Source organism: Streptomyces sp. NPDC048504, from assembly GCF_043200035.1.
Taxonomy (GTDB): domain Bacteria; phylum Actinomycetota; class Actinomycetes; order Streptomycetales; family Streptomycetaceae; genus Streptomyces.
Window position 1 is genome coordinate 420,483 of record NZ_JBICXA010000005.1, and the last position, 13,161, is coordinate 433,643.

Consider the following 13,161-nt stretch of genomic DNA (forward strand, 5'->3'; position numbering starts at 1 on the left):
TCAGTCGTCGTCCGGGGCGGGCGGGTTGACCGAGAACCGGTTGCCGTCAAAGTACAAGGTCAGCGGGGTGCCGTCGGCCGGGCCGAAGCGCTGGGTGCGGTCGCCGGGACTGATCACCTGGACGGGGCGACCTGTGTCCCGGACGACCAGTGCCGCCAGGGTGGCCACGTAGAAGGGGGTGTCGGGGCGGGCCAGCACCAGGGCGAGGCGGGCGGAGTCGTCCAGTCCGGCCTCCGCGACGGTCACCATGCCGTTCTGGAGGATCGCCTGGGCCCGCAACTCCTCGGTGAGAGCGCCGATGTGGGCCAGCGCGTCGGTCGACACCTCGGTGCCCGGGGCCGGGAACCTCGGGTCGTCGGGCGCGCCGTGAGCCGCCACATCGGCCTGGACCCAGCCGAGCAGCGCGCCGTGCGGGTCGCGGTCCCGGGCCCACGAGGGGGCGGTGCCGGTGTCGGCGAGCAGCCGGGCCAGTGAACGGGCGAACGTCTCGGGACGCTGCGCCCGCGACACGACGGGGCGGTAGCCGGAGCCTTCACCCCGCCGACCGTTCGCACCGCCCAAGTCCTCCCCGCGCCGGCCGCGTTGGCCGCCCTGTTCGTTCTGACCGGCCGGGTCCTCGTGGTGGTCCTCGGGTTCTTCCTGCGGGTCCACCACCGGTTCGGTGGCCGCCGGTCGCGCTTCGTCGCGTGCCGGTGCCGGACGGGGAGTGCGGCGCGGCCACGTGGCCGGGGTGGCGGCCAGGGAACCCGTCGGCAGGGGTGCCGTGCCGTCGCCCGCCGTCGCCCGCCGGGCCTCCAACAGGGTGACGACATCGGTGAGATCGTGCTCCGCGTTGCGCTGCCGGGCCGCGTGCCTGGCCTGTTCGGCGAGGGAGTCGTCGATCTCGCGCCGGAGGGCGTCGAACGCCTGCTGGGCCTCGTCCCGTGCGGCGACCGCCTGGTCGTGGCGTGCGGTGGCCCCGATGAGCGCCGCCCGGGCCGTGCGGTCCGCCGTGGTCGCCAGCGCAACCGCGTCCCGGGCGCGGGCCAGGATGCCGGCGGCGTGGCGTGCCACGTCCTCGGCCAGGCCGAGCCGGCGCCCGGTGTCGTTTGCGGTGTGCCGGGCGGCGTCGACGGCGCGGTCGGCTGCCGCGGCCTCGTTCCGCGCCTGGCCCAGCGTGGTACGGGCCCGGTTCCGGCGCGCCTGCAGCCGGGCGAGGGAACCGGGGTCGTCCGAGCGGAAGTTGCCGTCGTCGCGGCGCGAACTCCCGCCCTGGGTCGGCGAGTCGGCGGGCCGCTGCCGCGCGGCTTCCTCCGCCTCTCGTACGGCTTCCTCGGCCGCCGCCAGTTCTTCCTCCGCCGTGCGGACCGCGTCATGGAACTCCCCCGCCGCCCGGGTCGCGTCCGTCACGCGCTCGGTCTGGTCCCGGAGGTCCGTGGTCAACTGCGTTACGCGGTCCCGCCGTTCCTGATCGGCACGTTCGGCGAGCGGGACGGCCCGCTGGGCGGCGGTGAGTTCGGCGGCCGCGGTCTCCGCGGTGGCACGGGCGTGGTTCCGGTCCAGCTCCGCCTGTGTCACCGGCAGCTCGGCCTCGTCCAACACCCGTTGCGCATCGGGCACTTGGTCCTGGAGCTGGCCTTCCTGCGTGCGCGCGGCATCCTCCGCCCGCCCGGCCTGTTCCAGCGTGCGCATCTGATCCCGTACGTCCGCCCAACCGGCGTCATGCACCGGGCCGTCGTGGCCCGCGCTGCTCGGACCCCCGCCGTCCCGCTCCTCGTCGCCGTGCTCGTCCGCCCCCGGCGTCCCCTCCGGCTCCCCGTTCGCATCGAACCGCCGGAACCGCACGCCCTCGCCGTCACGCAGCGCGAGTTCGACGGGCCGCTGTAGCAGCGCGGCCGTGCCCGAAGCGGCGTACAGCGCGCGGGCCGTCTGGCGGGCGCCGCCGTCGGTGGCCAGCCACAGCTGGAGCATGGCGGTGTCGTCGCGGGCCGGGTCCGGGTCCGGGTCCGCCTCGATGCCGTGGGCCAGCAGGGTGGGGAGGTCGCGGAGCGGCACCCTGCGCCAGTCGCGCAGGACCGCGTGCGCGGGGGCGTTCCGCGCCTGGGCGTCGGCCGCCTCGCGGACCAGGGACGCGCCGTCGTAGACGCCCGGGTCCGTGAGGCCCGTGGTGACGCCGTGGCCGAGGAGGTCGCGTTCCGTGGGGCGCAGCCGGACCGTGCCGGAGACGTACCGGGTGCCGTTCGGGCCGTGGACGGTGACGAGGCCGTCGGCGAGGATCTCGTGGCTGCGGGTGCCGCGCGTGCCCGCCGGGGTCTTGGTGTCGCCGCGCTTGAGCCACTCGCGGCGGGTGCCGGCGACGGCGGCACCCGAGCCGGGGTCCTGGGCCGGGCGGGCCAGGACCGGCGCGGTGAAGCCGAGGAGTTGGCGGTTGGAGTCGTGGAGGCTGAAGGCGCCCTGGGCCGCGAGGCTGCCGGTGAGGCCCGCGTGCGAGGCGGAGCCCGCGCTGACCGTGCTGAGCCTGACCCGGTCGATCGTCACGTCGCCTGCGTCGGTCTCCGGGCGCGGCCGGTACAGCTCCACGGTGAGCCGGGGCGGGGTGTCGGGATCGCCCTGGAACGGGTAGGCGCCCGGCATCGTGGTGGTGACACCGGCGGGGCCGCGCGGGTGGTCCAGCTCGATCGTGCCCGCCTGGAGGAGTTCGCCGAGCCGTACGGCGGTGGCGTCCGCGGAGTCGGAGGCGGCGAGCCGGCGCCAGGATCCGGTGAGGGCCGGGGCCACCTCGCCGAGCGCGGCGGCGAGTTCGGTGCCCGCGTCGAAGGAGAAGACCGGTGCGGGGCCGCCCGGTGTGAAGCGGTGTCCGGCCGGCGTCGGCCGGACCGCCGAGTGGGCCGCCGTCAACTGCCGTTCGGGCTCGGCGGGTTCGGCGGTCTCGCTGCCGGTGAAGCGGAGCGCGGCGGCGGTGTGCACGGTGATGGTCCGCGTCGGGCGGCCGAAGAGGAGGTGGGTGACGCGGTCGGCCAGGGGGGTGTCCGCGTCGGTCAGGCTGAGCACACCGTGCTGGAACACGCTGCCCGGCAGGTCCACCAGCCAGTCGGTGGTCGGTGAGGACCGTACGGTGGCGACGATCCGGTACGGGACGCCGTCGAAGTCGGCGACGTTGTCGGTGCGCAGCCAGTGCCGGTCCTCGGCGGCCCGGGTCACCCGCGCCGAGTTGCCGCGCACGGTGTCGGCGCTGAGCAGTGCGGCCGCCCGGTCGGTGCGGGGGCCGCCGGTGGGCCTCGGCAGCCGGGTCTGGAGCTGGGTGAACGCGGAGTGCCGGGTGCTGTGGGAGGTCTTGTCGGTCACCGCGGCCGGGGTGTGGCCGAGGTACTGCTCGATGCCGGTGCCCGTCGCCCCGGCGCGGCCGCGCACCTGTCGCAGCGCGTGGTCGTCGGCGTCCGGCTCGGCGGAGAGGGTGACCTCGACGAGGCGGGCGCCGCCGTAGCCGACGTGCCGGAACCGGAAGCGCTGGGCGCGGCCGGGGCCGCGGCCGGCCAGGGTGCGCAGGCCTGCGGTGGAGGTGAGGTCGGCGATGCGGGTGTCGACGCCGGAGAGGTACGACGCGTGGCCCGGGCGGGTCGTGCCGGGGGCCTCCTCATCGACGAGGGCGAGGAGTTGCTGCCGGAGGAGGTCGGGGCGTTGCACGGTGCGCAGGGCGTCGGTGTACTGGTCCATCGCCTGGACGCTGCCGAGGCCCACCTCGCGGGAGGCGATGAAGCGGCGCGGCAGCGGCACGGAGCGCGGTACCGGCGCGGGCATGGTGAGACCGGGCACGGTCGCGAACCAGGCGGGGTGGCGGCGGATCTGGGCCGGGCTGACGAAGAACCGTACGGCGTCAGGGATTTCGACCGCCACCGTCACGGCGCGGCCCTCGCCCTGCCCGAACGCGTTGCCCACGGCGTTGCGGGTGCCGCGTCGGAACGTGACCAGCAGGAGCGCGTCGGCCGAGATGCGGTGCTGGGCGCCGCCCTCGGTGGCCGTGCGGTGCACGACCGTCGAGGAGGCGAGCGCCCGCCCCTTCTCCTGGCGGGTGGTGCGGGTGTAGCGGCCCGAGGGGTTGAAGGTCGCGCTGCGGGACGCGGAACCGGTCGTGGAGCTGCCTTGTTGCGCCGGTTCGTCGGCGCGGCGTCGCATGCCGCCGTCGCCGAGGCCGCCGATGTCGCCGTCGTTGCCCGCGGCCTGGTCGGAGCCCGGGGTCTGGGCCGAGGAGCTGTTGCGGACGGCGGTGAAGCCGCCCGCCCACTGCGCGGCGCCGGACACCCCGCGCTGCTGTCCGGCGCCGTCGACGGCGTTCAGCCCCGACTCGAAGTACTGCGTGATCTCGTCCGACGCCCGCGGCCTGCGCAGGGTGCCGCGGATCTCCACCGACAGCACCTCGTCCGCGGCGAGCCCCGGCAGAGTGAGCCCCTCGATCACATAGGCGCCCTTGAGTATCTGGTGGCCGCGGGCCAGCAGGGCGGCGGGGTTGCGGGCGGCGCTGAGCATCTCCGCCGTCACCGTGGTCGGATCGGTGGCCGCGGCGCCTGCCAGTGAATCGCTCACAGCACGTCCAACACGCGCCACCGGAGCGGGAGTTATAGCCCCGGCCGCATCCCGTACGCCGTCCAGCAGACCGCGCGCCGGATGCCCCTGGTACGTGTTGCCGAGGACCGCGCGGAACGCGTCGTCCAGCGCGGCCGACGCCCGGAACACCTCCACCATCGAGTCGTCGGGCAGCGGTACCGAGTCGGGCAGCGGGGTGCCGTGCTCGTCGGTCAGGTCCAGCGCCGTGCGGTCGGCGTCGTCGGCGGCCCGCACGGTGTGCGCGGCGGGCGCCGCCGGGACGGCCTCGGCGGCGGGCAGCGTACGGAGCGTCGGCACCGCCAGCTTCAGCGTCCCCCGCACCCGGTCCGGCGGCGGAGGCGCGGGCGGGTCGTCCGGGCCGGGCGCCGGGGCGCCGTGCGGGACATACGGCTCCACGGCCGTCAGGGGCGCGAACCGCACCAGGGGCTCCTCCCCCGGCCCCTCGTACAGGTCGAGCGCGAAGGTGGCCGGCACCTCGAACACCTCGGTGCGCTGTCCCGCCCCGGTGCCCTGGAACTGCTGGTCGTGCCCGAGGGACACATGCACGCTGTTGTCGTGCTGCACCTGGTGGGAGCGCACATGGTCGGCGGTACCGCCGAGGGTCCACGCGCCGTCGCGCACCGGTATGCCGAACGAACCGCCGGCGCCGTACGACACCCCGTACTGCGAGCCGTTCTGGTCGGTGGCGACCGTCGACAGCGAGACCAGGCCGATGGCCTCCACGTGCGGCAGCACCGTGGTGTGCGTGCTCTCGCCCTCACCGCGCTCCGCGCCGAGCACCAGCCGCACCCGGCGGCTGCCGGTCAGGGTCGGGATCTCCAGGAAGAGCGAGTGGCCGCCGTCCAGCATCGCGTCCGTCGCGGCCCGCAGCCCGATCTGCGACCGGGTCTGCTCGAACCGGCGCAGGTTGTTCAACTGGGCCTGCACCAGCGCCTCGTCGGGCAGCATCCAGTTGCGGGTGTTGGTGTCGGCGGGCAGGAAACCCTCGCGGCGCAGCCAGTTCTCGGCGGGCACGAAGAGGGACTCGGCGTCCATCACGGCCAGCGGTGTCGCGTTGGCGCCGATCGACCGCAGATGCTCCAACTCGGCCGGGAGCCGCCGCAGTTCCTCCGCCGTCGGGGCATGCCCCCGGGCGTCCTCGGCGGTCATCACCCGCAGATGCATGCCGGCCCGCCACTCGCCCGGCTCGAAAGTCTCCCGCCCGCCGCCCGGCCGGTGGAACACCAGCGTGTGCTCCACCGAGGCCGGCGCGAGCAAGTGACTGCGTTTGGTGCGCACCTCGTGCATCAGCGACGCGCCGGCGCTCTGGTTCAGCGCGTCGCTCGTCCCCGCCTGGACCGAGACCCGCCCGAGCACACCGCCGCCGACCTGCCGTGTCGCCTCCGGGTGGCCCTGGCTGTGGTCGCCGGTGAGCGCCGGGCCGACGCTCCCGGACAGGGACGCGCCGCTGCTGAACTTCGACTGGGCGTCGAGCTTCACCGACTGCGTGAGGTGGCTCTCCAGGTTGACCTTCCCGGCGACGGTCTGCCGCAGCGGCTCCCCCACCACCACCTCGGTCCGCAACTGGAACATGCCGAGCGCGCGCCCCGACGTGTCGAGCAGCACCGGTGAGAAGACGCCCCCCTCGCGCTGCATCGGCAGGGTGCCCCGCAGCAACGGCTCCGACAGGAACGTCTCCAGCTCCGCCAGGGAGTCCTTGCTCAACTCCCGTAGCCGGGTGCTGAATCGCTGCAGCGTCTCCGCGAGCAGCCGCCCCGGCTCCGCGACCGTGTCCACGCCCCAGATCGGCAGCACGTCCAGACCCGCGGACTCGGGCAGCTCCCCGTCCTCGTCCCGCGCCAGATGCTGCGGGAACCAGAGGGTCACCGGCCCGTGCGACTGCGCCGGCGACCAGGTGAGGGGCGCGGCCAGCGCCGGAGTGTCGACCCGTACCTCCCACTCGGCGGTGAAGTCGTACGGCTCCGAAGGCTCGTTGCTGCGCTGCGCCGTCGTCGACGTCACGCCCGTGGTCACCGACGCACTCGACGAGAGCTGGTTCAACGTCAGCGCGAGGGTCAGCGCGGCATCGACACCGCGCACCGCGATCGCCCTGCCCACCGGGAACAGCGCGGTCCACGGCAGCATCACCGTACGGATGTTGCCGGACGCCTCCGACGACACCGACTCCTGCGAACCGATGCCACGCCGCTCCACCCGTACGTCCCGCACACCGCCCTCGGCCTGCCCGTACCGGGCCGCCGCCCTCGGATTCGAGAGCCCCATCCGCAGGTCCACGTCCCGGTCCCGGCCGTCCACGGTCACCCTGATCCGGAAACCCAGACTCCCGCGCAGATACGGCAGGTTGAGCACCAGCGTCTCGGCACTCGCCACCGTCCGCAACTGCTCCCGCACCGGGTGCGTGTCCGGCGCGTTCCCCAGCCCGAGCGCCGTCATCACCTGCTGGTGCAGCCCCTTCACGAGGTCCGCCGACAGCGGTTCGGGGAGCACCAGGCCTACGTTGCCGTCCTGTTGGGAGCCGTAGTCGAGGACGTACGTCGAAGAGGGCGGTGCTACCGGGGCGTTGGAGGTGGGCCAGGTGAGGGGGGTGTCCGTGGGGATGGGGGTGGTGTCGGGGTCCTGAGCCGGGGTCGTGTCGTCCTGGCCTGTGTGGTCGTGGAGTTGGGGGCCGGCCGCGGTGACGTTCTCGATGGTGCGGAGGTAGCGGTGTGGGATGTGGACGGGGGCCTGGGTGCTGGCCATGAGGCCGGTGGTGTGGACGGTGGTGCTGTTCTGGTGGTTGCGGAGGAGGAAGTCGTTGTCGCGTTGTTCGTCCGGGAGGCCGAGGTAGTGGAGGACCTCGTGGAGGAGGTCCTCGTCGGAGTGGTTGGCGTCCAGGTGGAGTTGATCGGCCCGGCCCGGATTCTCGGTGTCGGTGAGAGTGATCGTCTCGGGGTGGTCCGGGTCGTTGATCAGGTTGAGGTTGATGTGGAGCTGATCGCGTGAACTGGGCAGCGCGAGACCGGAGTTGAGGTGCCGGTCCAGGAGACCGGTGATGCGGTCGTTGAGTTGGGTGGTCAGCGCCGGGTCGGTGGCAGTGACCGGGAGGTTGAGCGTGTAGTCGCGGATCCACTGCCCGTTGGGGGCTTGGATACGACGGACCTGCGCACGGATGAGAGTCGTCGCACCGCTGAGAACCCCCGGCCGGGGCGAGCTGGACTGGTCCGCATGCGGATCGAACCGCTCCGTGGAGTGCACGGCGGGACGCGCATGCGGGCGCAGGCCGTGCCACGTGTCCTTGGGCGCGGGATCGACACGGGACGCGGGTCGGTCGTCGTCGGCGTCGCGGGTCGGCGCGGGACGGTAACGGCCGTCTGGCTGAACGCTGTTGGCGTCCTCGGGGCCCCGGGGCGCGTTCGACGGCGTGATGTTCGCCGAGGTGGTACCCGTGTTCGCGGCGCTGGCGCTGTAGTGGTTCAGGCCCGTGTAGTGGACCTCCAGCGCGGGGGTGTTGGTGGTCGGGCCGTAGCGCAGCGCGATGCCGCGGGGGCCGCCGGTCGCGGTGGTGCCGGCGAGCGGGGCGGGCATCGGCTGGAAGACGTGGATCGGGGCGTCGAGGGTGTCGGCGAGGAGGGGCAGGAATGTGTCGCCGATCGGGTTCGCCCACGCGGCCGACCAGTTGCCCACCGCGCTGCCGAGCATGTTCGCTTCGTCCTGGCTGAGTGGGGCGGTGCTGCGGTGGTAACCGGCGATCAGCAGCGACCGGCGTTTGTCCGTGGTCATGGTGGCGAGGGTCGGCAGGCCGTTCACCGCGCGCAGATACGCGAACATACGGCGGTTGCTCGGCGCGGCGCCGGTCAGTGCGGGCGGTGCGCCCGGCATGGAGACGGCTTGCAGATAGCGGGTCTGGAGGTCGACCGGGTCCAGGTCCTCGGCGTGGGTCACGCCCTGGATGCCGTAGCGGACCAGTTCGTTGTCGATCCGGGCGGCGGGCATGTTCTGGACCGCAGCGGTGAAGGGGGTGACGAGGACGCCGCGGAGCTGGCCGAGCACCTGCGGCGGGAGCGGGCGGCTGCCGTTGTGTGCCGCCGCCAGCCGGGCCAGGACCAGGTTCTGCAACTCCTGCCGTGCGGCCCGCAGTTGATTGGATCCCCGGTCGTTGGCCTGCGGGTTCTGCGCCATCGTCCGGAGGGCCCGTTGTACGTCGTCGGGCCGGGCGAGCCAGGCGGCGGTGGCCGGGGCGGGGGCCTGGGTGGTGCCGGTGGCGGCGGCCTGCTGGAGACGGGCGCGGACCAGGTGGGGTGCGCTGCCGATGACGGCGTAGAGGAGGCAGTTGCCGTCGCCGGGGGTCTGGACGGCGTCGCCGGTGGGGTCGACGTAGGGGGTCAGGGGGGCGGCGGGGGTTGTCGTGGTCGTACCGGGGGGCGGGGTCGTGGCCTTGCCCTTGCCCTTGTCGGCGCCTGTGCTCTTGCCGGTGTCCTTGGTCGTGGTCGTGGTCTTACCGGTGCTGGTGCTGGTGTTCTTGCTCGCGGTCTTGTCAGCGGCCGACTTCTTGTCCTTGCCGGCCTTGTCGCCCTTGCTCGTCTTGTCCGTCTTGGTGTTGCTCGTACCGGACTTGGGCGGCCCGCCCTGCTTCGGCTGCTGCTTCATCGTGGGCGCGGTCGGGGACTTCCCTGTCGTCCCCGTGGTGCCGGCATTGGTGGTGGTGGTCGCGGGCGCCGGCGTGTGTGTCTGGCCGCCCGCCGGAAGGGGAGCAGCACGGCCGTCGGGGGTGGGCCAGCGGGGCGGGGTGGTGGCGAAGGTGGTCCGCAGTGACTGTTCGGGGGTCGGAGCGCTGTCCTGGACGTCGCCGGCCAGGTCGGGCAGCGCGGCGGTGGCCGCCATCTGGTCGGCGGCGGCCTGCAGTTGGGCGGTGACGGCGGCGGCGACGAGCCCGTTGCGCCGGGCGACTTCGGCCTCGGCCGCGGTTACCCGGCCCCGGGCGACGGTCTCGTCCCGCGTGGCGAGCTGCACGTCGGCAGCCGCGTCGGCCTCGGCCTCCGCGGCCTCCTCCGCCTCCTCCACGGCCTCCTCGTGGTTGTTCTCCTCCGCGCTGATGCGGTCCGGCCCGACCTCGACGATGTGCTCCGCCCGCTCCAGCACCGGCCGGGCCGCGGTGAGCGCGGCGGTGGCCCGCTGGATCGCGTTGTCGGCGGCGGTGATCGCCGGGAGCACGGCCCGCACCCGAGGGTCGTCGGCGACATCGGCCGCAGGGGTGTGGAGACGCGGGGCGCCGGATGCGACGGGAGCCGGTACGGGTGCGGGGGCAGGGGCCGTACTCGACTGCCCGTTCTTCGCGGCCTGTTGGGCGGCGGCCCGTGCTGCGGCGGCGCGCTCTTCGCGCACGGTGTTCTCGGCCCGCGTCAGCGCGGCCAGGGCCGTCTGGAGGTCGTGGCGGCCCTTGGTCTCGTCCCGCTCGTGCCGCTCGATGACCGACGGCAGGGTGGTGACGGTCTTCTGAGCCTCCGCGTAGTCCCGCTTCAGCCGCGCGACCAGCGCCCCGGCCTTGCGCGCGGCCTCGGCGGCGTCGGCGGCCGCCTTCTTCGCGTCCGTGTGGGCGTCGGTCGCGTTCTTGACCGCGCGCTGCGCCTTCCCGTGGGCTTCTACGGCGGCCGTGTGCGCCCGGTTGGCCTGCTGGAGGGAGGCGGTGAGGCGGTTCAGCCGCTGCGGGGTGTCGGCGAGGGTCTCGGTGGCGGTGTGCAGGAGTTCGGCCTGGGTGTCGAAGGCGTTCCACGCGGTGGCCAGGTCGGGGTCGGCGGTGACGAGGGCTCCGTCGGGGGTGAACTCCCAGCGGCGGATGCCCTGCGGGTCACGGGTCATCAACTCCAGCGGGCGATTCCCGAGCACGGCGGTGCGGGACGCGGCGTACAGCGCCTGGCCGAGGTGCTCGCCCTGCGGGTCGGCGCCGAGGGCCACCCAGACCTGCACGCCGTGACTGCCCGCGGGGATCGCGGAGTTGAGGCGCTCGGGCAGCGTGTGCGGCTCGGCCGTGGCCCAGTCGGGGACGAGCGCGGGCAGGTCGTGGAGGTTCGGCGGGGTCTCGGCCGGGGTGAGCAGACCATGGCCGAGGAGGTCGCGCTCCTCGATGCGGAGGGTGACCGTACCGGTGACGTGACGGGTGCCCTGCGGTCCCTCCACGAGCAGATGCGCGTCCGCGTCGACGACATAACTCCGCGTCCCGCGCGCCCCGTTGGCGGGCGCGGCGGTGCTGCCGGACTTCAGCCAGTCACGACGACTGCCGGTGGTGGTGCCACCGAAGGTGGACGGCTGGGTCTGCCGCTGGGCGAGCGGGACGCTGATCCCGGCGATCTCGTGGTTGTCGTCGTCACCGCTGAGGAGTTCCGTGAACGAGGTCGCGAGCGAGTGGTCCGCGCCGGCCGCGGTGCTCACCGTGTCGGTGGTGTTGTGGAGCTGGTCGAGGGTGACGTCGTCGGCGTGGGTGGAACGGCGCGGGTTGTACAGCGTCACCGCGATCGACGGGGCTTGATCGGGTGCCCCCTCGAAGGGCGCGGTGCCCGGCATCTTGCGAGTGAGGTCAGCGGCCAGCCGGGGGCGGTCGAGGCTGACCCGTCCGGCCTGGATCAACTGGCCGAGCCGGACCGCCTGTCCCTCCACCGAGACGGACGTGATCTGCGAATGCCAGCCACGGCCGCCGCGCGGCGCGACGTCGTTGAGCGCCGTCTCCAGATGTGCCCAGCCGTCGAAGTGGAACGCCGGGGTCGGCCCCACCGGGTGGAACATCTGCGCGTCGGCGAGATACGGCCCGGCGGGGCCGGCCGGCCGCACGGTGTTGCGCGGGTCGGCGCCGGAGACGACGGACGGGGCGTTCACCGGAGCCGGGCCGCCCGCGCCGGGCAGGGCGGTCTCGGTGCCGGTGAAGCGCAGGGTCAGCCGGACCGGGACGGTGCTGGTGCGCGGGTTGCCCCGGGCCATCAACTCGTCGATCCACCGGCGTACGTCCCCGTCCGCGTCGGACCAGGCGATGACACCGTTCTGGATGAGACCGCCGATGACGTTCGGCGGCCAGTCGACAACCAGCGCGGAACGGACGGACAGCTCGTAGTCGTACTGGAGGCCGTCGAAGTCGGCACCGTTGTCCGTACGCAGCCAGAAGCGGTTGTCGGCCGTGGTCGCCCGCCGGGCGGAGATGCTGGTGGCAGCCTGCGGGGTGAACACCGGTGCCGCGCGGTCCGTCTTGGACGGGTCCGGGCCCTGGTTCGGGCGGAGATAGCGGGTCGTCAGCGTGACCGGGAGCTGCTTCTGCCGGACGGAGGCCCGGGTGGTGGTGCGGCCCGCCGAGGTGTGCGATTGCCACTGTTCGAGACCCGAACCGGGCGTCGAGGAACCCCGGACACCGGCCAGGTTTTGGGTCCGCCGGGGCCGTGCCGTGAGCGTGACCTCGACCAGCCGCTCACCGCCGTGGCCGTGGTGGCGGAAGTGGAAGCGGGTGGTGGCCCGGCGTGGGGTGCCGTCCGGACCGCGCCCGGGCAGCGAGCGCAGCCCGGCGGACGAGGTGAGCTGGGCGATACGGCTGTGCACACCCTGCTGGTAGCCGGAGTGCCCGGGGGTGACCGCTCCGGGCGCCTCGGCCTCCACCAGCGCCAGCAGCTCGCGCCCGATCTGCCCGCGCCGCTCCCTCGGGTTGACCGGCCCCAGCGGGATCTGCCCGGCGGCGGGCCCGGTCGTGGGCACGGGGGCGGCGACGGGCCGGTCGTACTCGATGACCGAGAGGACACCGCCGAGGCCCAGTTCGCGGTTGCGGGTGTACGGCGCCGGGAGGGCCGCCGTCAACGCCGGGGCGGCCGCCGGGGTGAGACCGGTCACCGAGCCCATCCACCGTGCGTCGCGGGCGAGTTGGCCCTGGGTCATGAGGAACTGGAGTCCGTCGGGGACGTCCACCGCGAAGGTGACGGGGTCGACCGTGCCGGACTCGCCGACGCCGTTGAGCAGGGTGCGGGAGCCCGCGCGGACCGTGACGAGGTAGGTGACGTCGGCGACCACACGGTGCAGGGTGCCGCTCTCGGTGGGGGTGCGGTTGACGCCCGTGCTCGCGGCGAGGGTGTCGGAGGTGTCGGTGCGGGCGACATGGCCGAGCCGTGCCGAGGGGTTGAAGAGGCCCTTGTACGACTTGCCGCTGGTCTGGCTGGTGGAGACCGAACCGTCCGACTCCGGACCGGTGTTGCCCTGTCCGGCCGGCTGCGGGGGCGGGTTCTGGGTGACCACCCCGCTGCCGCCGAACTGGTGTGACTTTCCGAGGGACTTGAGCTGCTGGGCACTGTCGGTGGCCGAGACGCCGGTCTCCAGATACTGCCGGGTGGTGTCCAGCAACCGGGGCCGGTGCGCCACGGCCTGGATCTCCAGGGAGTACTGCCCGTCCGCCATCGTCCCCGGGAGGCTCAGGCCCTCAACTACGTAGGAGTTCTTGAACAGTTCGTGCCCGTGCGCGACGAGACTGCCCGGCGTGATCGCGGCATGCCGGGTCTCGGTGGCACGCGTCCTGCTGTCCGTGAGCCCGTGTCCGGCGAGGGGTGAGATGCCGTCACGCGGGGGCGGGGCGGCGGCGGT

General features: G+C 73.9%; 1 protein-coding gene (cut by a window edge). It reads right to left on the bottom strand.

Going from position 1 to position 13,161, the window contains the following annotated elements; all coding sequences use genetic code 11:
* Nucleotides 1-13,161, bottom strand: partial view of a hypothetical protein gene (locus tag ACGFY9_RS15575; RefSeq protein ID WP_393754367.1) — the end only. The gene runs 23,184 nt beyond the window's last position; 13,161 of the gene's 36,345 nt are visible here — the last part of the coding sequence; the start codon falls outside the window, past its right edge; the stop codon is at nt 1-3.